Origin of the sequence: Pantoea sp. 1B4 (genome assembly GCF_016925765.1) — a bacterium.
Taxonomy (GTDB): domain Bacteria; phylum Pseudomonadota; class Gammaproteobacteria; order Enterobacterales; family Enterobacteriaceae; genus Pantoea; species Pantoea agglomerans.
Genome location: NZ_JAEUWZ010000003.1, coordinates 77,091 through 99,689, shown reverse-complemented (window position 1 = coordinate 99,689; position 22,599 = coordinate 77,091). Strand labels below are relative to the sequence as shown.

21 protein-coding genes and 4 pseudogenes are annotated in these 22,599 nt (G+C 53.1%); 10 read left to right on the top strand and 15 right to left on the bottom strand.

Annotated features, from left to right (window positions below; all coding sequences use genetic code 11):
- Positions 1–235 precede the first annotated feature (235 nt).
- Positions 236–823 (top strand): annotated as a pseudogene (locus tag JNO11_RS20205) (DUF2913 family protein).
- Positions 824–896: 73 nt separating this feature from the next.
- Here JNO11_RS20205 and JNO11_RS20200 read toward each other — a convergent pair.
- On the bottom strand, positions 897–1,817 hold the full coding sequence (locus JNO11_RS20200; RefSeq protein WP_325177747.1) for an Rpn family recombination-promoting nuclease/putative transposase: 921 nt from the start codon (positions 1,815–1,817) through the stop codon (positions 897–899).
- Between the two features lie 461 nt (positions 1,818–2,278).
- Here JNO11_RS20200 and JNO11_RS20195 point away from each other — a divergent pair, with 461 nt between their 5' ends.
- A complete protein-coding gene (locus JNO11_RS20195) occupies positions 2,279–2,488 on the top strand; it encodes a DUF6434 domain-containing protein (protein WP_111534873.1) in 210 nt (69 codons plus the stop codon).
- Positions 2,489–2,724: 236 nt separating this feature from the next.
- On the opposite strand, the gene JNO11_RS20190 is transcribed toward JNO11_RS20195, so the two are convergent.
- A complete protein-coding gene (locus JNO11_RS20190) occupies positions 2,725–3,015 on the bottom strand; it encodes an XRE family transcriptional regulator (RefSeq protein ID WP_010257118.1) in 291 nt (96 codons plus the stop codon).
- A 30-nt stretch (positions 3,016–3,045) separates the two neighbouring features.
- Positions 3,046–3,312 (bottom strand): annotated as a pseudogene (locus JNO11_RS20185) (SAM-dependent DNA methyltransferase); the annotation flags it as partial.
- Between the two features lie 14 nt (positions 3,313–3,326).
- Between JNO11_RS20185 and JNO11_RS20180 the strand changes: the two are divergent.
- Entirely contained in the window at positions 3,327–3,527 is a 201-nt protein-coding gene (locus tag JNO11_RS20180) for a hypothetical protein (RefSeq protein WP_325177746.1), read from the top strand.
- Positions 3,528–3,631: 104 nt separating this feature from the next.
- Here the strand turns inward: JNO11_RS20180 and arnF are convergent, their stop codons facing one another.
- The 7 genes and pseudogenes from arnF to arnB form a co-directional block, all read right to left on the bottom strand.
- Positions 3,632–3,997, bottom strand: a complete 366-nt coding sequence (arnF, locus tag JNO11_RS20175; protein ID WP_010257128.1) for a 4-amino-4-deoxy-L-arabinose-phosphoundecaprenol flippase subunit ArnF — start codon at positions 3,995–3,997, stop codon at positions 3,632–3,634.
- A complete protein-coding gene (gene arnE / locus JNO11_RS20170; protein ID WP_033770065.1) occupies positions 3,994–4,314 on the bottom strand; it encodes a 4-amino-4-deoxy-L-arabinose-phosphoundecaprenol flippase subunit ArnE in 321 nt (106 codons plus the stop codon). The genes arnF and arnE overlap by 4 nt, the downstream gene beginning before the upstream one ends.
- Positions 4,314–5,983 (bottom strand): annotated as a pseudogene (gene arnT / locus JNO11_RS20165) (lipid IV(A) 4-amino-4-deoxy-L-arabinosyltransferase). The gene arnE and the pseudogene arnT overlap by 1 nt, the downstream one beginning before the upstream one ends.
- The gene (arnD, locus tag JNO11_RS20160) at positions 5,983–6,885 is read right to left on the bottom strand and encodes a 4-deoxy-4-formamido-L-arabinose-phosphoundecaprenol deformylase (protein ID WP_157354176.1); all 903 of its coding nucleotides are present in this window, start codon (positions 6,883–6,885) and stop codon (positions 5,983–5,985) included. Before arnD ends, arnT begins: the two are co-directional and overlap by 1 nt.
- Positions 6,885–8,864 (bottom strand): bifunctional UDP-4-amino-4-deoxy-L-arabinose formyltransferase/UDP-glucuronic acid oxidase ArnA, encoded by a 1,980-nt coding sequence (arnA, locus tag JNO11_RS20155; protein WP_325177745.1) that lies wholly within the window; start codon positions 8,862–8,864, stop codon positions 6,885–6,887. Before arnA ends, arnD begins: the two co-directional genes overlap by 1 nt.
- Positions 8,861–9,844, bottom strand: coding sequence for an undecaprenyl-phosphate 4-deoxy-4-formamido-L-arabinose transferase (gene arnC, locus JNO11_RS20150; protein WP_325177744.1), 984 nt, complete (start codon positions 9,842–9,844; stop codon positions 8,861–8,863). Before arnC ends, arnA begins: the two co-directional genes overlap by 4 nt.
- Before the next feature lies 1 nt (position 9,845).
- Entirely contained in the window at positions 9,846–10,982 is a 1,137-nt protein-coding gene (gene arnB / locus JNO11_RS20145) for a UDP-4-amino-4-deoxy-L-arabinose aminotransferase (protein WP_325177743.1), read from the bottom strand.
- A gap of 699 nt (positions 10,983–11,681) precedes the next feature.
- Between arnB and JNO11_RS20140 the strand changes: the two are divergent.
- A pseudogene (locus JNO11_RS20140) lies at positions 11,682–12,261 on the top strand (YceI family protein).
- Positions 12,262–12,283: 22 nt separating this feature from the next.
- Here the strand turns inward: JNO11_RS20140 and JNO11_RS20135 are convergent.
- From JNO11_RS20135 to JNO11_RS20120, 4 genes are all read right to left on the bottom strand, one after another.
- A complete protein-coding gene (locus JNO11_RS20135; RefSeq protein ID WP_111534878.1) occupies positions 12,284–13,069 on the bottom strand; it encodes a hypothetical protein in 786 nt (261 codons plus the stop codon).
- A complete protein-coding gene (locus tag JNO11_RS20130) occupies positions 13,066–13,566 on the bottom strand; it encodes an RNA polymerase sigma factor (RefSeq protein ID WP_080701328.1) in 501 nt (166 codons plus the stop codon). Before JNO11_RS20130 ends, JNO11_RS20135 begins: the two co-directional genes overlap by 4 nt.
- A gap of 36 nt (positions 13,567–13,602) precedes the next feature.
- A complete protein-coding gene (locus tag JNO11_RS20125) occupies positions 13,603–14,139 on the bottom strand; it encodes a tetratricopeptide repeat protein (protein WP_325177742.1) in 537 nt (178 codons plus the stop codon).
- 143 nt (positions 14,140–14,282) lie between these two features.
- Positions 14,283–15,296, bottom strand: coding sequence for a Gfo/Idh/MocA family oxidoreductase (locus tag JNO11_RS20120; protein ID WP_033774157.1), 1,014 nt, complete (start codon positions 15,294–15,296; stop codon positions 14,283–14,285).
- A 107-nt stretch (positions 15,297–15,403) separates the two neighbouring features.
- Between JNO11_RS20120 and JNO11_RS20115 the strand changes: the two genes are divergently transcribed.
- The 3 genes from JNO11_RS20115 to JNO11_RS20105 all read left to right on the top strand — a co-directional run bounded on the left by JNO11_RS20115 (position 15,404) and on the right by JNO11_RS20105 (position 17,899).
- A complete protein-coding gene (locus JNO11_RS20115; RefSeq protein ID WP_301250219.1) occupies positions 15,404–16,414 on the top strand; it encodes a LacI family DNA-binding transcriptional regulator in 1,011 nt (336 codons plus the stop codon).
- Between the two features lie 603 nt (positions 16,415–17,017).
- The gene (locus JNO11_RS20110) at positions 17,018–17,461 is read left to right on the top strand and encodes a PACE efflux transporter (RefSeq protein ID WP_033744181.1); all 444 of its coding nucleotides are present in this window, start codon (positions 17,018–17,020) and stop codon (positions 17,459–17,461) included.
- Between the two features lie 234 nt (positions 17,462–17,695).
- Positions 17,696–17,899, top strand: coding sequence for an Hha/YmoA family nucleoid-associated regulatory protein (locus JNO11_RS20105; RefSeq protein ID WP_010257166.1), 204 nt, complete (start codon positions 17,696–17,698; stop codon positions 17,897–17,899).
- Between the two features lie 538 nt (positions 17,900–18,437).
- Here JNO11_RS20105 and JNO11_RS20100 read toward each other — a convergent pair.
- Positions 18,438–18,650 (bottom strand): DUF333 domain-containing protein, encoded by a 213-nt coding sequence (locus JNO11_RS20100; protein WP_223566314.1) that lies wholly within the window; start codon positions 18,648–18,650, stop codon positions 18,438–18,440.
- Between the two features lie 713 nt (positions 18,651–19,363).
- On the opposite strand from JNO11_RS20100, the gene JNO11_RS20095 reads away from it, so the two are divergent.
- The 3 genes from JNO11_RS20095 to JNO11_RS20085 are packed head-to-tail and all read left to right on the top strand — an operon-like array spanning position 19,364 to position 22,562.
- Positions 19,364–21,325 carry a pertactin-like passenger domain-containing protein gene (locus JNO11_RS20095; protein ID WP_325177741.1) on the top strand — a complete coding sequence of 654 codons (1,962 nt, stop codon included), beginning with the start codon at positions 19,364–19,366 and terminating at the stop codon, positions 21,323–21,325.
- Entirely contained in the window at positions 21,225–22,205 is a 981-nt protein-coding gene (locus tag JNO11_RS20090) for an autotransporter outer membrane beta-barrel domain-containing protein (protein WP_325177740.1), read from the top strand. Before JNO11_RS20095 ends, JNO11_RS20090 begins: the two co-directional genes overlap by 101 nt.
- 39 nt (positions 22,206–22,244) lie before the next feature.
- On the top strand, positions 22,245–22,562 hold the full coding sequence (locus JNO11_RS20085) for a NirD/YgiW/YdeI family stress tolerance protein (RefSeq protein ID WP_033760000.1): 318 nt from the start codon (positions 22,245–22,247) through the stop codon (positions 22,560–22,562).
- The last annotated feature ends 37 nt before the right edge of the window (positions 22,563–22,599 follow it).

Here is a 22,599-nt window from a genome sequence, read left to right as displayed (position 1 = left end):
TTCGTGTGATGGTAGCTAATCACCACATAATGTTAGATACAAGGATGGGGTTGGGTCGCGCTACATATCAGTCCGTAATCGGCTACGCCGGGCGTACGGCGCCGTATGACCAATGTCCTGCTCTGACATCATCTGACGCCTCCATGCCGCTAAGCGGCATACAGAGCACAATATTTATTGTTTTACTAATTATTAAGTAAATTTTCCGTACATGAATTATTAGGAGGACAGACTAGTGACGCTGACACATAAATCTGGTCATCTGGCCTGGTGCGCTCTGACAGCCCTTGCACTAGCACGTCAGGACGGTACCGTTTGCTCTGCTGCTCAGGAAAATCTCTTTCTGACACGCTGGCTGGCAACCGCCCTGAAGCAGCGTCGCTTTTCCCGTGAGGTGGCTCCCGACATTGAGTGGCTGCTAACGCAGGGGCGCTAGTATGGCGTTGGCGCAAAGCTTGCCGGCAAGCTGGACTACCTATGGCGTTCATGCACAGGCGAGCTGTCCCAGCAGAATGACCTGTTCCGTCTGACATATGCTTTAGAGATGGCGAAAGATATGTGCTGGGCTTACCAGCTGTTCAGCGACCGGGAGTGGTCAGAAAGGCATGCCGCTGTCCTGAACGCTGCCGTAAACGGAATTTATCTGTCCCGGAGCAGCCTGGATGCTGCATTTGACGATGACGGCCAGCAGGTCGCACCGGTGATGGCGCGACTGACAGGGCGCGTGCAAGGGCTGGAAACGCTTCTTAACCGCTGTGGATGGCAGATGGCTATTGATGGGCCTTCCGGGTTTTATGTGCTGACGGCAGAAAAATTGAAGTAACGATGGGGCAGTGAGCCCCTGTGCGGCTGTACCTGGCGGATCAGCAGTGCAGCCGGAGAGGCCGCTAAATAGGTCAGTGGCGGATCTGCGCCAGGTCGTCTTCAGTCAGTCCGGTCATTTTCATGACGGTATTAGGGTCAAGACCGTTCTGCAGCATGGTTCGGGCAACTTCCAGCTTGCCTTCATTCCGGCCTTCCTGCCTGCCTAGCTGGATACCCTTCTGGATGCCATTCTGTTCGAGCTGTTGTGCGATGGTCATAAGTGCGTCTCCGTGTTGCGGCACACGCTGTGCCAGTTCGCGTACAAAACCTTCGGCGTCGGCTGTTTCGCCTGCCTGTACAATATAGTGTACCAGCGATATCACCTGTGATGAAGACAGATAGCCGGCCAGCAGAATGGGCGCCAGCCGGTCAGTCAGTTCTGCCAGGTCCCGCTGATGAATATGTTTCTGCAGCAGGGTCAGGGCGGCCATGCTGCGATGGCCGGCGATTTCATCATCAGGAATGACGGTAACGTCAACCAGCGGGAAAGCGCTGCTGTAGAGTTTGCCTGCCAGCGCCGGATCATCAAACTCATTCAGCCACCGGGTGGAGTAAGGATACGGGCTGCGTTTACCCGTATAGAACAGCACGGGTATCACCAGTGGCAACTTCTTATGGCCCGCCTCAAGGTGGCGCTGCATGGCAGCCACCGCATAACGCATCAGGCGAAAAGCCATGTGTTTATCAGGTGAAGACTGGTGCTCAATGAGCACGTGGACATAACCCTCACCGGCTGTGGTTTTCAGACTGTAGAGCACGTCGCTAAAGTACTGCCTCAGGTCATCCTCGACGAACGAGCCGGATTCCAGCTTTAGCGTACTGAGGTCACAGATAGCACGCAGCTCTGCGGGCAAGTGGAGTTCCATGAAATCACGGGCGACATCCGGGTGGGTCAGAAACTGCCGGAACGTGGCATCGTGAGGAGTTGGTGTGCGGTTTTTCTTCTTCTTCATCAGTCCCGGCTCTGAAAAATAACCGCTGTATGTTACCACAGGCAAAAAACCGTCTGTATTGATGGTGAACAGATCTGCAATGCCTGCAGGTAGCCGTTCGGATTATTTTTAATTTTTTCGGATACACTGCTTCATCGTACGATCTCTAATAATCGAAGCATAATCATTCTTCGACTCACTTCGCAAAGCCAGATGAGTGATGGAATCATAAAACACCGTCAATACGGCTGGGAGATGTGGCTGTACCTGCTATAATTTAACATAATAAGTATTATGCGTATTCATGCATATGCCCAAATTGGAAGTGCCATTTTTTAGTTAGTTCATAATGTTACCTAAATGCGGTACTTTTGCCATCCCTTCTGGGAGCCCCTGCAGATGCCAGAGATCATGTAGAAAAACGCCTGCGTCACCTTGATGCAGCTTCAGAGGTAGCGTTTGTTTAATACAGGAGCCAACAAGTGAACATCGACTGGCATAGTTCTTCATTAACACGCTCTACAATCGTGGATAAAGACTACAAAAACACACAAAACGTTCGCCGTTTCATGGTAAATGAGTGTGGTCCAGATTTCCGGTTTGATCGCGAGTTTATGGCCTGGATACGAAATGACGTACCAAAAAATCTGGGTGATGTAGTTGATGAGTGGAAGCGCAGACATCCATTTTAGGGCAGGAACGTTTCTTCGCTCATACCGGAACGACCCGGCAACGCCAGGGAGCCGAAGGGGCAATGTTCAAGCAGTGACAGAATCAGCCAGGATAGCAGAAACGGCAAGCTATCAGCGTCAGATGGGAAGGGATGAAGACGGTCAGGTGAAAGGGTATAGCCGGTGCATCAGCACCGGGTTTATCCTGCCCCGAAGGGGCTACCGTCCTGGCAGTTCGCGCGATGCAAAAAGGCAGCTCAAGCTTCCTCTGGTTCGCTTATCTCAATACTGGTTATGTGCAGTCCGGCATGTGACATCATGCTGACCAGCTTATCAATTGAAAAGCAGTTGATCCGACCTCCTGCCAACTCGGACACTCTGGGTTGTGAAACGCCCAGCGCAGCAGCAGCAGTGGCCTGATTCAGGCCATTACGTTTAATCCAGCTATTCAGGCGGCCTACTAACTCGGCGCGGAGTTTCATATTTTCCGCCTGCTCTGGCGTTTCGCTGATAACGTCCCACACATTATTAAAAGTCTGAATATTCATTTTGTAGTTTCCTGCTGTTTTGTCCATTCCCTACATTGCCCTGATAAAAGCCAGCATCGCCTTGATCCGGCGCTGGCTTTTGAGAAGTTCTTCAAAATCGTTGAGATAGTAAGCCGGTGTATAGCGCACCCAGTTAAACTCCAGCGTCAGCGTATTACCGGTGACAACCTCGGCTGCAATGCCCAGCAGGGAAAACTGTATAAACGCCATATCCGCCGCGACAGGATCAATATCAATGCAACTGACGAACATCTGAACGGAAGGGGTAAGCCCGGCTTCAATCAGGCACTCTGCATAAGGTAGCGTGGGTCATGAAAGAGATGGGCAAGCCCGTCTCAGAGTGCATGATGGTGGCTGCGCATGGCTGGGATGTGGGTGGAGCAAAACGTGCAGGCATGAAAACTGCATTTGTTACCCGCAAAGGGCAGGCACTGTATCCGCTGGCGCCTGTGTCTGATCTGATCGTCAGCGATATTGGCGAGCTGGCTGCAAAGATAAAACCGCTTTGCTGACCCGCCGTTTATCGCAAATACTTTAATGCCGCGAGAGTTACTCGCTGCCCAAAAACGCTAATAAAAGGCGTAGTTGATGCGAAAACACTAACAATATTCTTAAATCAGGGCTTAACCACGATACACAGCAGGCCGATGACAATAATCACTACGCCCGCCAGGCTGTGCCAGCTGAACGCCTCATGGAATACCGGCAGACAGACAGCCACCAGCCACACCAGCACATAACTGAGGCTGAGCAGCGGATAGACGCGGTTCAGCGGAAAATAGCGCAGCGCCCGAATCCAGCAGAGCATTGAAACACCATAAGCGCCCAGCCCGGCCAGCAGCAGCAAGGCGGGCAGCAGGGCAACAGCAGGCAGCGACGTTATGCTGCTGACATCGGGCAGACGCGGCATCGCCCAGCGCATCATCAGCTGTGCCGCTGAGACCAGCAGCACGCTGCATGCGACCCATCCATACCCTTTCATAGCTGGCTCGCCATCAGCGCCACACCCGTCACCACCAGTAGCGTGCCGAAGATCTGGCGCAGCGTCAGGCGCTCGCGCCAGAGGATGCGTCCTGCCAGCGCAACGAAAATGAAGTTAAGGCTCAGCATCGGATAGGCCTGGCTGACAGGCACCCGCTGCAGCACCAGCAGCCAGAGAAGCATCGCGACACCCAGCAACAGCACGCTCACCCCAATCCAGCTTAAACGGACCTGGCGCGATGCCGCATGGGTCGCCTGTTTCTGGCACAGTTGCGCACTGCAGCTGAGCAGACTGACCAGTATAATCAGCAGCAGCATCACTTCATCTGACTGTAATAGAGACAGACCAGCCTGCCCTGGCGATAGACGGCGTCCGGCACCGGAACATCCTCGCCGATATCACTGTGTACTGAATCAACCAGCAACAGCAGTGATACGCTTCCCGTACGGCGATGATCGGCAAGCCAGCCGCCGAAGTCTGCCTGAGAGACAAAGCGGGATTGCGCATCCGGGTAGCTCAGCCCATATTCCAGCTCGCCTTTGGTGTCATAGAAGCCGATATCGCTACGTTGCAGATGCCAGGCTGCGGTAGATGCCACGCCGGGATTGTCCGCCAGGATAAAGTGACTTGAGGCCAGACGCTGGCTGATCGTCGAGACAAAACGCTGCGGCTGTTTGGCGTCGCGGATTTTATCCGGGATTGCCGTGCCAATAAACAGCGCGACGCCCAGCGGGCAAAGCGCGGCCGCCAGCCAGCGGCGCTGTGCAGAGCGGCAGCTATATGCGCCCACCAGCCCCCAGATGAGAAATGCCAGTGCCCCCCAGCGCAAGCTTCAGCATCTCGTGCGTGGCGAACAGCGGATGATGCGTCACACTCCAGGGAGCGAGCACCAGCACGACCGTTGCCAGGGTAATGATGCCGAAAATCAGGTTGAGCCCGCCATTGACTGTTAATGCGCGCCCTGCCCGCTGTGCGGCGTTCAGGCCATAGTGCGCCATCAGCAGCGACAGCGGCACAAAACAGGGCAGGATATAGGTTGGTAGCTTGCCTTTTGCCAGGCTGAAAAACAGCAGCGGCATCACCGTCCAGCTCAGCAGATAGAGCGCACCGGGATGCTGCTGACGCTCGCGCCAGCCGGTCATCAATGCGCCCGGTAACAGCGCCAGCCACGGCAGCGTTCCCAGCAGCAGAACCGGCAGGTAATACCAGAAAGGCGCTTTGTGCTGGGCATTGTCCTCAGCAAAGCGCTGAATATGCTCAACCCAGAAGAAGTAGAGCCAGAAATCCGGTGCCTGATGATAGATCGCCAGCGCCCAGGGTGCGCTGATCGCCGCGGCTGAGAGTAGAGCCAGCGGACCGAAGCAGAGCAGTTCGCGCAGTCGCTGCCGCCAGATCGCCCAAGGCAGAATCGCCAGCACAGGCACTGCCAGCGCCAGAAAGCCTTTGGTCATAAACCCCATGCCGCAGGCGAGACCCAGCAGCAGATAGCCGCCCGCCCGCCCGGCGCGTCCGCTGGCCTCCGTCGCCAGCCAGAAGCTGCACATCGCGGCCGCCAGCCAGAGCATCAGCATCGGATCGAGCACCGCATAGGTGCCAACGCCATAGACCAGCAGCGAACTAAGGAAAATAATCGTGCCGACGGCAGCCGTGCGTGCCGAACCAAACAGCCGCCTTCCGAGCCAGTAGATCAGCACGGCGGTCATCGCCGTGGAGAATATCGATCCCGCCCGCACGCCAAAGTTGTTGTGGCCAAACAGCCACTGACCCAGCGAGTTGATCCAGTAGCCAGCAATTGGTTTTTCAAAATAGCGCAGACCGAAGAAGTGTGGCGTCACCCAGTTACCGGTTGCCAGCATCTCCCGGCTGATCTCCGCATAACGGGTCTCATCCGGCTGCCAGAGATCGCGGAACATCGGCGGAAGCAGGTAATAGAGAATAAAAAAAGCTGAAAAAAAGTAGCCACTTCGTGTTGTTACGTATCCGCACTAGTTCGCCTCTTCAGTCAGTTTCTGGCAGCCCAGCCACCCTTCCCGTCCGGGGATTTCGCCTCTGACTACTTTGCCCACCGGCAAGGTGCTCAGATCGTCGGGCAGCAGCTCGCTCAACGGGCAGAACTGAATGCCATTACGGGCCGCAGCAGCCAGCAGCTGGTCAAAGTCCGGGTAGCCAATAATCCCTTCGACTTCGGCATGCACGGTGTAGACCGCCCCATCGTTAGAAGAGAGCATTTTCGCCAGAATGTAGTCGTTATAGCCTTCTGCGCTGACCTCGCGGCCAACCACTTCATCCCATGTGGGCAACGTCACCGGAATCTGTACAGTACCAATCTGTCCATCCGGCAGCATGGGCCGGAACGGGCCGCTGCCGCGACAGTCGCTGTTGTAGTGAAAGCCAAAGTCCTGTTTGGCGGCGATCACCCGGCCATCGGCTCGCCAGCCCGCGACGGCCGAACAGCTGACAGGATGACCGAGTATCTCACTCAGCGTTTCGGTGCCACGTGCTATCTGCTCAACCAGCTTATCCTGCGGCCAGACACCGGCCCAGGTCTGCCAGGCAAAATGGTCCCAGGCGTGCAGACCGACTTCGTGCTGACGAGTGGCGTCCTGCATGATGTGCCGCAATCTCCGTCCCATCTGTTTTCCCGGCCAGGCCGTTCCGGCGAGCAGGATGTCCCAGCCATAGAGCGACGCGGCACGGGAGCGCAGCATCTTCATAAGAAACGCCGGTTTCACCAGCCGCCAGAGATGGCGGCCCATGTTGTCTGGTCCCACGCTGAAGAAAAAGCTGCCCCGCACCGCATGACGCCGGAACAGCTCAAGCAGCGCCGGCACGCCCTGCTTCGTGCCGCGCCAGGTATCTACGTCAATCCGCAGACCGATCTTCTTCATCACTTATCAGCCTGTGGCTCAACGGTGCGCAGGAAGAAGTCGAGCGTGTTGTCGATAGTGACATCCATCGTCACGGTCGGTGTCCAGCCGAGCAGGCGACGCGCATTGCGGATAGCCGGTTTACGGTGTTCCACATCCTGATAGCCTTTGCCGTAGTAGCTGCTGCTTTCTACTTCGCGGAAACCGGCAAACGGCGGGAACTGACTGCGCAGCGGATGACGTTCAAAGCTGGCCAGCAGCTGCTCGGCCAGCTCTTTGATACTGGCTTCGTTGTCCGGATTACCGATATTGATGATCTGACCATCACAATTCAGCTGTTTGTTTTCGATAATGCGGAATAGCGCCTCAACGCCATCCTGAATATCGGTAAAGCAGCGCTTCTGTTTGCCGCCGTCAATCAGCTTAATGGGCGAGCCTTCTACCAGGTTAAGAATGAGCTGGGTTATCGCGCGGGAACTGCCGATGCGCGCTGCATTAAGGTTATCCAGACGCGGTCCCATCCAGTTGAACGGACGGAACAGGGTAAAACGCAGCCCCTCTTTTTCGCCGTAGGCCCAGATAACGCGGTCCAGCAGCTGTTTGGATACCGAGTAGATCCAGCGCTGTTTGTTGATCGGCCCGACGACCAGATTAGAGCAATCCTCATCGAAGCTGGCATCGGTACACATGCCGTAGACTTCTGAAGTGGATGGGAAAATGATGCGTTTCTGATACTTCACGCAGTCGCGAATGATTTTCAGGTTCTCTTCGAAATCGAGTTCAAACACGCGCAGTGGATTGCGGGTGTACTCAATTGGCGTGGCGATGGCTACCAGCGGCAGGATGACGTCGCATTTTTTGATGTGATACTCAATCCATTCGGAATGGATAGCGATATCCCCTTCGACGAAATGGAAGCGCGGATGATCCAGGAAGCGGCTGATCGCGTCTGAACTGATATCCAGGCCATAGACCTCGAAATGCTCATCCTGTAACAAACGCTCAGTGAGATGATTACCGATAAAGCCGTTAACGCCAAGGATCAGCACGCGGGTACGACGTTGCAGCGCTGACTGCGGTTTTGAATAGAGCAGTGCGCCAGGGACGATGCCCAGACTCTGCGCCAGCTGGCTGCCATTCATGTAAACGCCATGCTCGGACTGGCCGGTCTGGATTTCCAGCGCGCCTTCGCCACAGGCGATCAGGAATGGCTGCTTAGAAAGTACCGTCCCTGGCTTTGCCTGATGCTGCTGCGGATGAACCCGGCTCTTCCAGACGATAAATTTAACCGAACCGGCAAAGGCGAATGCGCCAGGCCACGGATCGGTAACCGCTCTGACCAGATTGTGAATCATCTGAGCAGGCTGATTCCAGTCAATGCGGCCATCCTCGGCCGTGCGACGATCTACCCGTGTCGCCTGACTTTCATCCTGTGGCCATTCACTCACCTCACCCTCGCGCAGACGAGGTAAAACGTCGCCGAGCAACTGCTCTGCAGCCTGGGTCAGTTTACGATGCAGTGTCAGCGCGTTGTCCTGATCCTCAATAGCGACCTTCTGCTGCGCCAGAATATTACCGGCATCCGCGCGCTTTACCATGCGATGTAGCGTAACGCCCGTTTCAGTTTCGCCGTTGACCAGCGCCCAGTTCAGCGGTGCCCGGCCGCGATATTTTGGCAGCAGCGAGCCGTGCAGGTTAAAAGCACCCTTTTGAGCGCATTGCAGGATCTTATCGCTCAGCAGATGGCGATAGTAGAAAGAGAAGATCATCTCTGGTGCCATGGTACGGATGCGGTCAAGCCAGATCGGGTGATTCGCCTCGTCAGGTGCATAGACCGGAATGCCATGCTCTGCCGCCAGACGGGCCACTGAGCCGAAAAAGTGGTTTTCGGTCGCCACATCGTTGTGAGTAAAAATGGCGGTGATCTCATAGCCTGCACTTAGCAGCGCATTGATGCCGACACAGCCCATGTCGTGATAGGCGAAAACAACGGTCTTCATGATTGAATATCCTGTACTGAAGGCTCTTCTGGAGCGTGAACAATGCGTTGAACGAAATAGCGCGGACGCGCCCGAACGTCGTTGTAAATGCGCCCGATGTACTCCCCGAGCAGTCCCATACCCACAAACTGGGCGCCGATAAACATGAACAGCACGGCGAACAACACGAAGACGCCGTCACCCGCCCAGGCCGCACCAAAAAAGAGTCGCAACACGAGCAACACCAAAGAGAAGGCGAAGCCTGAGAGCGCAATCAGGCTGCCGACCACGCTGAGCAATCGCAGCGGCGTGGTGGTCAGACAGGTCACCAGGTCATACATCAGGTTAATCAGGCGCATAAAGCTGTATTTCGAATCGCCAAAAGCGCGCTCGGCATGGATCACCGGCAGCTCAATGGTGTGTCGGGCAAAGGTGTTGGCCAGGATCGGAATAAAAGTGCTGCGTTCGTGACAGTTGAGCATCGCCTCGACGATGTGGCGACGGTAGGCGCGCAGCATGCAGCCGTAATCGCCCATCGCCTTGCCGGTGACCCGCTGAATCAGCCGGTTGAGCGTGCGTGAGGCTTTACGACGGAACCAGCTGTCCTGGCGCTGCTGACGGACGGTACCCACCACGTCATAACCCTGACGCGCGGCGTCAACCAGCCGCGGGATCTCTTCCGGCGGGTTCTGCAGATCGGCATCCAGCGTAATAATCAGATCGCCACGAACCTGGCTGAATCCGGCCATGATGGCGGAATGCTGACCGTAGTTGCGGTTGAGCAGCACGCCGGTTATCCGGCTGCCGGGAACGGTGGCGGCCTGTTCAATCAGTTCGGCAGAACGATCGCTGCTGCCGTCATCCACCAGCAGAATTTCATACTCAATCTTAATTGAGTCACAGGCGGCGCAGGTGCGCTGAAGCAGCTCCGGCAGACTCTCCTGCTCGTTATAGACCGGGATGACCACGGAGAGCATATTGATCGGTTTGATATCGCGCATCTCAGGCTCCGGCAATGTCATGTAAAGCCTGAATCACACGTTCGACATCCTGATCCGTCATTGACGGAAACAGTGGAATCGAACACATCTGCTGGCTGTTAAGTTCACTGGCGGGAAGACGTAAATCGGGATAGTGCTCGCGGTAATATTTATGGGTATGCGCCGCACGGAAATGCAATCCGCTGCCGATATCCCGCGTCTTCAGTGCCTGCATAAAGGCATCGCGCGACAGACCGCAGCGCTGTTCATCAATGCGAATAATAAACAGGTGCCACGCATGCTGATGTGGCCAGTCGGGCAGTGACAGCGGCGTGAACGGCAGCGTGCGCAGCGCTTCAAGATAGCGTTCAGCAATCTCACGGCGGCGGGCAATAAAGCCCGGCAGTTTCTGTAACTGCACCAGCGCAATCGCCGCGCTGATATCGGGCAGATTGTATTTAAAGCCCGGCATCATGACTTCCGCCTGCGGCAGACGCCCCTGGGTCTGACGATCAAACGCATCTACTGCCAGGCCATGAAACTTCAGGCTGCGTATACGATCGGCGAGAGTGGCGTCATCGGTCACCACCAGGCCCCCTTCCGCGCAGGTGATATTCTTGATGGCGTGGAAAGAGAAAATCGCCGTACCGCGCTGCCCGACCAGCTTTTCGTGATAAGTGGTGCCCACCGCGTGAGCCGCATCTTCAATGATGGCAATCCCACGCTGCTCAGCCAGTTGATAGATTGGCGCGAGATCGGCAGGTGAACCAGCGTAATGCACCGGAATAATCGCGCGGGTGCGGGGCGTAATCGCCTGCGCTATCCGGTCCGGCGTGACCATCAGGTTGTCGGGATCCACATCAATCATCACCGGCGTGGCACCCAGAAGCGTGATCAGATTCAGGGTAGAGACCCAGGTCATGGACGGCGTGATCACCTCATCGCCAGGCCCGATCCCCATCGCCATCAGCGTGACATGCATTCCGGCAGTGGCAGAGCTTACTGCAATGGCGTGCTGGTTGCCGGTCATCTGAACAAAGGCCTGCTCCAGTTCGGCGCATTTTGCGCCGGTCGTTATCCAGCCAGAGTCAAATACCGCTTTAACAGCAGCCAGCTCTTCATCACCGAATGAAGGCCGGGAAAATGGCAAAAAATCCATGCTAAAACTCCTGCAGATCAAACCCATAAGCTGTCGCGCGTTGTTAATCAGGCACAACGCCGGAAAATAATTGAAATAGCGAATGACTCACAGTCGGCCAGGGTGTTATCGACACCACGCTTTCCCGTTCTGGAATTAAGGTTACCGGACTGCTAATACAAACTACCGTATGAAAGTTAACTGAACATTAAATGAAGAGTGTGAATTGAAATAAAATCAAGGGAGAGCAAGTTAAGGATTTCAGAAAAAGTTCACTATTAAATGGCTAATAATAGCCCTGACCTCAACTCTTTTTGATTTATTGATATTTTGTTTAAAATCAGCAGGCTCTGTCAGTCACCAGAGCATGATTCAGCTCATCCGAATGAAGTCACTTCTGGAGAGAAAAATTAACACGCTGAAATTGCTGGGCTAAATTCAGTCTGCTACTCACAGTATCACATCGAAAAAAATAGCGCTCCGCTCATCTCAGGATGAATCACAGATTAATAAAGCCGTCTTAATGTATTCTTAATATTTTTCGTTATTAATGTTCTGCCCTTGCAATAATCATTACACTTTGGTGATTCTCAGGTGACAGTCAGTTAATATCTGTCAGATTATCTGTGCCTGTAAGGTAAAAACAGTGCTAAAAAAAGTGAATAGGATCGCGGTTTCAGGCGTTAACGTTGGGTCTGCCTAAAAAAAGAGAAAATAGTGATGATGCGTGCCGCCTGTTTATGCACTCTGTTAGCCCTGCTCAGCCCGGTGCTTTACGCCGCGCCGGTAACCTATGCCATTACCCCCCGATAAAACGTCGATAGGCCTTTCATGGCGCGCCTTTGGTCACCAATTTTCGCAGGCCAGACTGCAGGGTGTGAGCGGCACGGTGACACTCAACCCTGATGAAGACCGTGACGATCGTATTGAAGTGACTATTCCGGTAGGGACGCTGGTGGCCTCGAACAGCCTGTTAACCTGGCAACTGAAAAGTAACCTGTTTTTTGATGCAGAGCGTTACCCAAACATTCACTTTGTCAGTAGTCGCGTGGCCTCACTGGGTGGCGGCAATTACCGTATTTTTGGTGTGCTGACGGTTAAAAATGTCAGCCGGCCAGTCGTGATGCTGGCCTCGCTGGACAGCGGAAAGACAATTGATCCGGCTTCAGGTTCGCTGGCGCTACATGCCTCCACCGCCATCTCCCGCTCAGCCTTCGGAATGGATCGGCTGGTCGGGGTGGTTGATGATCGCGTCAACATTGCGCTGGCCATTGCCGCGCAGGGCAGAAAGCCGCTGTAGCGGTAACCGCTGAAGGGTCCGATTAACTGAGTGCTGTCTGCAATGTTTCCGCTGTGGCAGCCAGTTGAGCCGGTGGGTTGCGGCCAATCAGCACATATTGATAGCCGTCACGCTTCCACCAGGCCAGTTGCATGCCATGGCGCTTTTCATGGGCGATGGGATTCGCGCTGTCCGGCTCAGGCGAGATACAGAGCGCCATCGGGCCATAATCAGCATGCAGCCAGGCGATTTGTGCAATCGACGTCCGTTCGTAGCGCAGGATCCGCACCATTTTCAGTTCAGCCCCTGGCAGGCTGAGTTGCTGAGGATGCAGCTGCAATCCTAAATCGAGTCGGGTACGGTCCAGCCCCCTTTGCAGCATGGCGGCGTCATCAGGCGTATCGGCCAGCGTTTCAGCACTGTAGAGCGACATATAACGCGCCTCCAGATCGCGGATATTCTGGCTTTCATCTTTCTCATCATCTTCCGGTCTTGCCAGGAAACCGATGCCACTGCCCACCAGCATAAAGCTGACAGACGCAGCAATCAGTGCCCGACGGCTGTAGCCTTTGGCTGGCATTGACTCTGGTGCCGTGATGGCTGCCAGTTGCTGTGCCATTCTGGCCTGCGGTGCCTGTTCCAGCAGCGGCGCAAAAGCCTGTTCAAAATCGAGATTACTGTGCTGTAAATGCTCAACCCGTGCCGCCAGTTCGGGATCCCCTGCCATCGCCTGCTCAAACTGCACGGCTTCCTGTGGCGTCATCTCACCATCCAGCCAGGCAACGATTGCCTCATCGCGCCACGGTGGCGTAAAAGTTTCCCTGTTCATCTCCGTTTCTCCTGCGGTGCGGGCGAGGTCGCCGGCTGTCTGGCCAGCGTGGCACGTGCGGCGGCCAGACGGCTCATAATAGTGCCAATGGGAACCGAGAGCGTCTCTGCCGCCTCCTGATAGGTCAGACCTTCGACATACACCAGAAACAGTGCATTACGCTGCGCCTCGGGTAAGGCGTTAACCTGTAGCATAATGCGCTGGAAATGGCGGTTGTCGTCGCTGTTGGTATGGTTGTCTGCGGCCAGCAGCGCATCGGGATCCACGAATCCCTGTCCCTGCCGGACCTTTCGCGCCCGTAAATCACTGGCCCAGATGGAGTGAAGGATCGAAAAAAGCCATCGATCAATGCGTGTGCCCGGCGTGAACTGCGCGCTGCGTTCCAGCGCGCGTACGCAGGTTGACTGCACCAGCTCTTCTGCCATGTCACGGTTGTGTGACAGCACATAGCCGTAACGCCAGAGCCGCGTCAGATGTTCCGCAAGGTGCTGACGGATGTCACTGTGAGTGATTTTTCGCTCCTCCCTGCCGCATCAGACCTCGGGGTGACCATTGATTGCGGCCTGCAGATCGCGGTACTCCTCGCAGTCTGTGCCACAAATCCCGGCAATGGTTTTTAACTGTTCACGCGCCAGATCCGGACGCCCTTTGATCATCCAGGCTTCGCCCAGATATTCACGCACTTTAGCGTAACGGGGATCAAGTGCAATGGCGCGCTGATAATAGCCAATGCCCTCGTCCGTGCGGCCCAGTTTACGGGTGGCGTAACCACGATAGCTCCAGGCTTCACGGGTATCCTGATTTTTCAGCGTATCCAGCAGGTTCAGCGCCGCCTGATATTCGCCCTTTTTCGCCAGATGCCAGGCATAGCGGGTTTTATCGTCGTCACTCAGCTTGCTGGTCTTCTCAGGCACACAACTTTTAGTGTGACTGTCATAGACCTGACCTTTGGGGCAGTCAGGCGTCTTTTTATCACTGTCATTGTCGCCCATCGCCATACTCAGCGGAGAGTGCAGCATCAGCAGCAGTGCCGGAACGGCAAGCAGAGAAAAACCAGAACGCGTTGTCATAATTTATCCTTATCGGGTCTATGAGACAGGCGATAAAGCCCGCCGGATGCAGTCCGCTAGCGCGGCGCTGTACGGTAAACAGCTCAGCGCCGGTTTCTATTCGATAAAAATAAAATTATTTTTTGCCAGGGTGCCACGCTGAATCAGAACGGTAGTTTTTCCACCGCACAGAAACGCCGTTCCGCCAGGGAGATCACCGCAGCTTCCGCAATCGCCTGGGCTTTCAGTCCATCCTCAAGGCCAGGAAGATCGTCAACCTGCTCACCGTTCAGCGATCGGATAAACGCATCCAGATGAGCATAGTAAGTTGGCTGCACCCGGCTGAACCAGTCGGGCAACAAGCCTGGCTGCTGAATCTGCGCACCCTGATAGCAGCTGACGCCGCGCTGTGGCTGAGAGGCTGATTCCAGCATCCCGTGCGGTCCCATCACACTGATGCGTTCATCGTAGCCATAGCCGGTGCGGCGGACATTATCGAGCTGTGCCAGCGCCCCGCCCTGCAGCCGCAATAGCAGCGTGCTGGTGTCCACGTCGTCAAATTCGCTGATCGAGGGCAGAGCCAGCGCTGCACCCATCGCTGCCACCTCGGTCACCTCCTCTTCAGTCAGCCAGCGCAACAGGTCAAAAAAGTGGATAGCCTGATCGCGCATCTGTCCTCCGGACGCCTGAAGATAGGCCAGCGGCGGCATGGCTGAGGAGCGGCAGACCATCTGAATCAGTTCCGCCGGGCCGATCCGCCCCTGGCGGAGTTGTTGCTTCAGCTGCTGATGGCTGACATCAAAACGGCGATTAAACCCTACTGTGACCGGCACGTTGTAGGGGAGAACATTAGCCACGGCAGAGCGGGCCCGCTCAAGAGAGAGATCGACCGGTTTTTCACAGTAGATGGCTTTACCGGCGCGGGCTGCGGCTTCCAGTAAGTCAGCATGGGTCGGCGTCGCGCTGGCGATCAGCACCATATCAATCTGCTCATCATTTATCGCCTCGGTGACAGACGCGGCCCGGGCACCAAAGCGGGTCGCAAAGGCGGCGGCGCGCGCGGGATCTGCATCCGCGACCCATACCAACTCAACTCCGGGGTGCGCCTGAAGATTCGCGGCATGAACTTCACCAATAAAGCCACACCCCAGCAGGGCAACACGTTGCTTTTTATTCATTTTTTGAACTCCATCATAGTCCGGCAGAAAGATGCATCTGCAGGATAACGCTGCGTTTTACACTGGCGGCACGGTGTTTTGAGGTGTTTACCTCACAGGAGATCGGCATGTCGCTGAAAGAGGTCGCCCGACGGGCAGGTGTGGGACTGGCAACCGTGGATCGGGTGCTCAATGAACGTGGCGGCGTCGCGCCGGAGACGGTTCACAGGGTGCTGCAGGCAGCACGTGAAGTGGGGCTGAAGCGGATCCTGCCGGAGGAGCATCGTCATCCGTGGCAGATAGAACTGCTGCTGAGCAGCAACGATTCATTTTTCTTTAAGCAGCTGGCACAGGATTTTACTGAGGTTGCCTCGCATCTGGGCTATCGCCGGTTAACGCTGCGCCGCACTTTTGTCCCCGAGGCTCAGCCAGAACGTCTGGCAAAGCTTATCAGGCAGGGCGGTGAAACGCGGGATGGTCTGATCGTTTTTGCCCATGAACATCCGGCGATCTATGAGGCGCTGGACCATTGCCAGGCACGTGGCGTACCGGTGATCTCGCTGGTCACCGATTTACCCGGTGCCGCCCGGCTCTGTCATGTGGGGATCAATCAGTTGCAGGCCGGACGTACAGCCGCTCAGCTGATGGGCAAAATGCTGCATCAACCCGGTGAGGTGTTGATGGTCAGTGGGCACCGGGATTACAGCGCGCATCGTCAGCGTATTGAAGGGTTTCGTGACCTGATAACCAGTCGGTTTCCCCATCTTCAGTTACGTGAAGTTCTGGCCGCCCAGGAAAATCGCGACACCCTCAGTAAGTTGCTGGAGAAGCAGCTGGTTCAGAGCGGTCATCTGCAGGGCATTTATAACACCGGGCTGGGGAATACCGAGATCGGGCAGGCGCTGGCACGACATCGTCGGCTGAATCAGTGCATATGGATCACTCATGAGCTTTACGCCACCACCCGCACGCTGATGGCGCAGCAGAGCGTTGCGCTGACACTGGATCAAAACACCCGGCAGCATGCCCAGCTCGCGCTGCAGCTGATGCTGAATTATCTGGAGCAGGGAGAGAGACCCGATATCTACATTAACGGAAAAGTGGATTTCATCATTTATACGGCAGAAAACTGTCTGTAAAGATTGCCCGTTGTGTCATATCCACCGGTAAAGAAATATGCTTTACCTGCCGTCGATCATTGCATTCAGCACTATTTCCCGCGCGAGACAGTGCCCGGGAAAGTGGCTCACTGGCTCAAAAGTGCATAAAAAAACAGCCTGCCACAGATAATCTGATCGCAGTGACAAGCTGAAACCGCCCCTTTATGTCAGATAAAAAATCTAACTATTATCTAAATATTAAAATATAAATCTATATATGCATTTTTTATGGTTTTAATATTCAGATGCAGAGTAATGACGTTAATATCGTATCCGACTGAACAAACAGCGAAGTGAAACGGGTGAATTAATGTGCGACAGAGGTGCGGAAACAGAGCAGGAATAACACTCGCAGTCCTGAACGGTTAGCCATTAAAAGCGTACTTTGCAGAGTTGATCAATATCAAAACTTAATGGGTTTTTATCGTCATATTCCTATTGGGTTTCACTTTCTGCCGGGTTGATGCTAAGTTCTCGTCGGTTTAAAACAGGGCAGTATGAAGAACCGTTTCACTGATATTACGGCCACCCTGAATTTTTCCTGCGCCAGTTCGGTGCCTGACTAATTAATGAGCGTATGATTTGGAAAAGTGTTTATATCCGGTGCGTACCAGAACTGAGAGAGTGCTGCACGCGGTGGTATTCGAAGTTGTCGCTAATGTGCTGGTTTTCTTTATCCTGATTATTTTTACCTCCGCAGCACCATCGCAGTCGTTGTTGCTTACATTGGTTTCATCAACTCTGGCTATGGGATGGAACTACCTTTTCAACCTGATGTTTGACAGTGTTCAGCTAAAAACAGGATTTAAAAAGAACTTGCGAGTGAGATGCCTCCATGCCGTTCTGTTTGAGGCGGGTCTGTTATTAGTGTTAATCCCCTTTGCAGCATGGTGGCTGGATATTACGCTATTCTCAGCATTGAGACTTGAATCCGGACTGGTGCTATTTTTTCTGACCTATGCTTTTCTGTTCAATTTGTTATGGGATTGGGGAAGATCAGCAAAATCAATGAAGATATTAAATTAATGTATCATGCCATTAAAATTTACTTTCAGAAATTAACCTTTCGCTTAGCCGGCTAATGGAACTTCGCGTGCGAGTGATCGCGCCCGAATGTATCCGATGCGTAAGGAAACAAGTATATCTGTTGTCAGGAGAAGCTTACTCTCGCCTGGCAGCATTGATATAACGGCGCGTCTGCATAAATTAAGTTCAGACTGCGTATAAGCTCATTTCACAGGTTAAAGCAGCAAGAATATTATGGACAAAGTCTACTATCTGAATAAGTTAAGGAACTGCCCGTCAACCGATATTCTGGATATCGTAACAAGCTATATGCGGAAAAAACTTCCTGGTGACGACCTCTCTTCATTTGAAGGCGCTTACGATCATCGTAAAGCCGAACTAATAATGAATGAAACCTACAGTGAAGTTCCTTCAGAAGTATGGAGACTGGTGTGCTGAGGCGAAAAAAGGAGGGCAGGATCACTCATAACCCATTATCTGCTGAGGGCTGATCACCCTGCAGATCATCAATTCCTGATAATCCTGGCGCGATGCATTTTGATCTCCGTCGGGCAGAATCGATGAACAGATAAATCAGAGCATCACCTTTAGTGCTGTGATGCTCTGTCATTCTCAACAAACGCACGACATAAAGCGCTGTAAGAAATAGTAAGACAAACCTGCCAGGCCACTGTAAACCGTTTTAAATATGACGTCAAAACTGGCTTCGTCTGTCATATTCAGAGAAAGCTCGTACTAATAATGCCTTCCGGACTCACACGACTACGATAATGATTATCTGTTCAGGCGATATGCTGCCAATTTAGCTCATGCTCCACCAGCACCGATCCCGGAACGGCAAATCGTGTCAGGGTGATAAAAAAAGCTGCTCAGTCGTTAAGCAAGGGTGTATTAAGCAGATTCAGATGATGCAATACCATTAAATTTAAATGTTGTTCGCCCGAACAGGGAGCATGCAGGCGAACAAAACGGGAATTCATTTCAGATGGTCACGATGATACAGAGCCCACTGCTCAATCCTTTCTCCAGAGGGTAGCAGGCAATAGGTTGTTATACCTGCCGAAGATTTTTCCTGGACCTGCTGACCACCGCGATTAACGCAATATTCACTGGCTGGATTACGCATTGTTAAACGCTGCGGTTCCTTGCTGTGCGGTGTGCAGGCGATAAGTAGTGAAGCCAGTAACATCAGTGAAACTCCTGCTAACCTGTTTGTGACGAACATAAAACCTCTCTTAACCTTATTTTTGTGAATTAAGCATTTACCCTCCAGTGGTGTGATTAAATCTGATAGCACAACAACGACTTTATCAGTAATCCTCCTTTCTCCTGCCACATGTTAACCTCAGGGGTGACAATCATCATTTTTCCATTCTGCCGTCCACTCTGCACTCACCACTATGGGTAGCGATACATAATTATAGCGTGCTGCCACTAAACCCGCGCTTAACAACCTTACGCGACACATAAGCAGACAGACCTTTAATGCAGTGATTAAAATGAATAAAGCCAAAATTAGAATGCATGTGACGATAATTAACAAAAAACCCATTATTACAATCGATGCATTATCTTAATTTTCAATGGAAATTCCTCGCGAATAGGGCATCGTCTTTAACGTTTACTTAAAACAGGCACACTTGCGATGCCTTTACATAAATCCTTTTCCCGCTGCATAATCCCGCAACATTTGTATGCGCACTGCCATTAATGGGATCAATAAAACCTACAACTTATTGGTATCGCTTAAATATCGCTGCTGCTTAACACCTGAATAACAACTCATGATTCAGGTGCCATTTAACGATCAGACTATCAATAAAATCTTAAGGAAGAGTGACTGAGATGAATAATAAATTCCCGCGAAATAAAATCGCAAAAGCATTAATGCTGGCAAGTGGGATGGGGGTTGTGCCTCTGATTAGCTATGCTGCAGTCATCGGAAGCCAGACAGGCAATGAGATCATCTTAACTGATGGCACCACGCTGATTGCCGACCAGTCATCTGGCGACGGTTATTATGGCATCCTGGTTAATGGCGCTACTGCCGCAACGGTTACCATCGGCAGCGGCAGCACAGTTCGCGTGACAGATGCTGAACGTTATGCAAAAGGGATTTTTATTGAAGCGGCAAACAGTGAATTTACTGCAGATAAGTTAACCCTCAACGTTTCCGGTAAAACAGCGGTCGGCATTGAGTTCGGCGGAAAAAATGTAACCGCCAGTTTAGGATCAGGTTCCTCGGTCACCACGGTAGCATCAGGTGATTCTTTCGCAGAGGGCGTCGTTGTCAGCAATAGTTCCTCGCTGCAGGCAAACAACCTGCAAATAAGCACCCAGGGCACTGGCGGAACGGCTCTGCGCGTCAGCGGTTACGGAAGTCACGCCAGTCTGGGCGACGACAGTAATTTACAGACGAATGGTCTTAACAGTAATGCCGTTCAGGTTGATAACCTGACCGGTGAGTCGATTAATGGCGTGGCCACGTTGAAAGCAAATGCATTGACGATCAACACCCTTGGCAATAATTCGCAGGGTATTAATATCCAGGATAATGGTTCGGTTGATCTGGGCAGCAACTCGACCATTATTACCACTGGGGATCTTTCTGCTGGCATCTGGAGCTGGGGTGAGCTGAAGGCCGATCATCTGACAATCAGTACTGCGGGTGAGACCTCTGCAGGTCTGTCAGGCCGTGACAACAGCCTGTCAAACATTGGTGCCGGTAGCGTGATCTCCTCTGATCAGACTGGCGGCATTGTGGCTATGGGCGACAATGCCATCGTTAACTTCATTGGCAGTGAAGAAGAACGCAATACGGTCTATTCAGCAGGTTTTTATGGCGTATCCGCACAGTCAACCGGCGCAACCATTAATCTGCAGAACACCGATATTATGATGAAAAATGTGGATACCATGACCCTGGGTATTTGGTCCACAAGCGGTGGCACAGTTAACGGTGATGCAGTGACCATTACCGGCCCGGAGAATGCTACAGGTGTCTACGCCATGGCTGGTGGTAAAGCGAATCTTACGGGTGATTTGACCATTGATATGGGCTCCCCGGATGGGATAGCCATGGCTACGCGATATGATGAAGGTTATACAGCAGGTGTCATCACCACCGACGGAAAAGCGCAGATCGTTGGTAGCGTTTTATCCCGGGCCGGACTCATCGACCTCAATCTGACATCAGGTTCACTCTGGTCTGGCAGCGCCAGCAGCGATAACGTCAATAATGGCCATCTGAACGTTAATCTGACCGACAGCACCTGGAATGTATCGCGAACATCCAATGTCGATAATCTGACATTGAGTAACTCGCTGGTTGACCTCTCTGCAGCCTCGGATGACGCAACCTATTCAACATTGACTATCGCCAACCTCAGCGGCAGCGGCGACTTCGCCTTGCGAACCAATCTGGCAGGCGATGGTGCTGGCGTGAATAACATTGGCGATAAAGTTGTGGTGACAGAGAGTAGTTCCGGTGATTACGGTCTGACCATACAGAACCGCGGCAGTGCCGTCACCACTGGCAACGAAGTACTGACTGTGGTTGAAACGACTGATGGCATCGCCACCTTTAAAGGCAACGCCGACGTGGAACTTGGTGGCTATGTTTACTCGGTCAATAAGCAAGGCAACAACTGGGTACTCTCCTCACCTAAAGCACCAGAAACCCCTGAAGCAGATGATCCGGCCGTTATCCCTGCGGATGAGCCTGCCGCGACTCCTGCTAATGAACCTGCCGCGACTCCTGCTAATGAGCCTGCCGCGACTCCAGCCGATAACGGTGGCACGGCGCCTGCCGGGCAAGACAACGCAACTTCCCCCCATTACCAGCACGGCCAACGCAGGGGCTAACTTCCTCAACACTGGCTATCTGATGAACTATGCCGAAATGCAGACGCTGATGCAGCGTATGGGTGATGTTCGTCAGGGGAAGACAGCCGGAAATGTCTGGCTGCGCGCTATAGATGGACGGTTCAGCGGCTTTGATAATGGCAAGCTGAGCCGTTTCAGCCTGAACTACACCGGTTATCAGTTTGGGGTCGATAAACGTTTGTCCGATGAAATTCCGATCTATCTGGGCCTGTTCATGGGGGTAACTGAAGGATCGCCTCATTACCAAAATGGTAACGGCAACATCCGTTCTGAGCATTATGGCTTCTACACCACCTGGGTAAATGATGCCGGTTTCTATGTTGATGGCGTTGTGAAAGTCAATCGGCTGAGGAATCAGTTCAATGTTCACGATACACAGAATAACCAGGTATCCGGTAACGGTGTCTCTTCAGGTCTGAGCGGATCGCTTGAGGCGGGCAAAAAGTTCAGCTTCTCTGATCGGCTGGCAGGTTTTTATCTTGAACCGCAACTACAGCTGACAGCAGGTCATCAGGATGGTGCTTCCGTAGGTGCGTCTAATGGTCTCAATATCACACTTTCAAGCTACAAATCACTGATGAGCCGGGCAAGCGTGCTGGCAGGGTATGAAATCAATCAGAGCAATTACAAACTCAACACCTATGTAAAAACGGGTGTAATGCGCGAGTATGCCGGGGATGCTGCTTATGCTCTGAACGGATCAAATGAACGTCTTTCCTTTAAAGGAAATGGCTGGAATAACGGCGTCGGCCTGAGTGCCCAAATCAGCAGCCATACGCTCTTCCTGGAGGCAGATATGGTAGACGGAAAACGTTTTAACCAACGTCAGGTTAATGCTGGCTACCGTTTTAGTTTTTAGAATCAGCGTGCAGCAAGCGCTCGTATACAGGAGGTGTTAATGAAAAAAACATTATGGATGCTACTGGCCTTGATCTGCTCAGGATCCGCTTTCGCACGGCAGGAGTCCACCATCGCAGAAGCAAAAAACATGCGAGACGAACGTCATGTTACCCTTACCGGTACGATTAGTGGACGGGCTGACGATGACCACTACTGGTTACAGGACTCAACGGGTCGTATCCGTATTGATGTCGACGAGGATGACGAAGACGACGACGGCTTCCTTATTGGTAAAAAGGTACGGATAACGGGTGAGGTAGATCGCGATGACGGGCATAGCGAAATCGATGTTGATCGGCTCTTCATTCTGAAATAATTCCGGACTTCTGTGTAAAAAAAGCCAGCTATAGCGC

What these genes read in the sequence shown, in the direction of transcription:
- JNO11_RS20105 (WP_010257166.1), top strand. Translation starts at nt 17,696, where the DNA reads ATGGACAAAGTCTACTATCTGAATAAGTTAAGGAACTGCCCGTCAACC.
- arnA (WP_325177745.1), bottom strand. Translation starts at nt 8,864, where the DNA reads ATGAAGACCGTTGTTTTCGCCTATCACGACATGGGCTGTGTCGGCATC.
- arnD (WP_157354176.1), bottom strand. Translation starts at nt 6,885, where the DNA reads ATGAAGAAGATCGGTCTGCGGATTGACGTAGATACCTGGCGCGGCACG.
- arnE (WP_033770065.1), bottom strand. Translation starts at nt 4,314, where the DNA reads ATGCTGCTGCTGATTATACTGGTCAGTCTGCTCAGCTGCAGTGCGCAA.
- JNO11_RS20200 (WP_325177747.1), bottom strand. Translation starts at nt 1,817, where the DNA reads ATGAAGAAGAAGAAAAACCGCACACCAACTCCTCACGATGCCACGTTC.
- arnF (WP_010257128.1), bottom strand. Translation starts at nt 3,997, where the DNA reads ATGAAAGGGTATGGATGGGTCGCATGCAGCGTGCTGCTGGTCTCAGCG.
- JNO11_RS20095 (WP_325177741.1), top strand. Translation starts at nt 19,364, where the DNA reads ATGGGGGTTGTGCCTCTGATTAGCTATGCTGCAGTCATCGGAAGCCAG.
- arnB (WP_325177743.1), bottom strand. Translation starts at nt 10,982, where the DNA reads ATGGATTTTTTGCCATTTTCCCGGCCTTCATTCGGTGATGAAGAGCTG.
- JNO11_RS20125 (WP_325177742.1), bottom strand. Translation starts at nt 14,139, where the DNA reads ATGACAACGCGTTCTGGTTTTTCTCTGCTTGCCGTTCCGGCACTGCTG.
- arnC (WP_325177744.1), bottom strand. Translation starts at nt 9,844, where the DNA reads ATGCGCGATATCAAACCGATCAATATGCTCTCCGTGGTCATCCCGGTC.
- JNO11_RS20090 (WP_325177740.1), top strand. Translation starts at nt 21,225, where the DNA reads ATGAGCCTGCCGCGACTCCAGCCGATAACGGTGGCACGGCGCCTGCCG.
- JNO11_RS20180 (WP_325177746.1), top strand. Translation starts at nt 3,327, where the DNA reads ATGAAAGAGATGGGCAAGCCCGTCTCAGAGTGCATGATGGTGGCTGCG.
- JNO11_RS20115 (WP_301250219.1), top strand. Translation starts at nt 15,404, where the DNA reads ATGTCGCTGAAAGAGGTCGCCCGACGGGCAGGTGTGGGACTGGCAACC.
- JNO11_RS20120 (WP_033774157.1), bottom strand. Translation starts at nt 15,296, where the DNA reads ATGAATAAAAAGCAACGTGTTGCCCTGCTGGGGTGTGGCTTTATTGGT.
- JNO11_RS20100 (WP_223566314.1), bottom strand. Translation starts at nt 18,650, where the DNA reads ATGTTACTGGCTTCACTACTTATCGCCTGCACACCGCACAGCAAGGAA.
- JNO11_RS20190 (WP_010257118.1), bottom strand. Translation starts at nt 3,015, where the DNA reads ATGAATATTCAGACTTTTAATAATGTGTGGGACGTTATCAGCGAAACG.
- JNO11_RS20135 (WP_111534878.1), bottom strand. Translation starts at nt 13,069, where the DNA reads ATGAACAGGGAAACTTTTACGCCACCGTGGCGCGATGAGGCAATCGTT.
- JNO11_RS20085 (WP_033760000.1), top strand. Translation starts at nt 22,245, where the DNA reads ATGAAAAAAACATTATGGATGCTACTGGCCTTGATCTGCTCAGGATCC.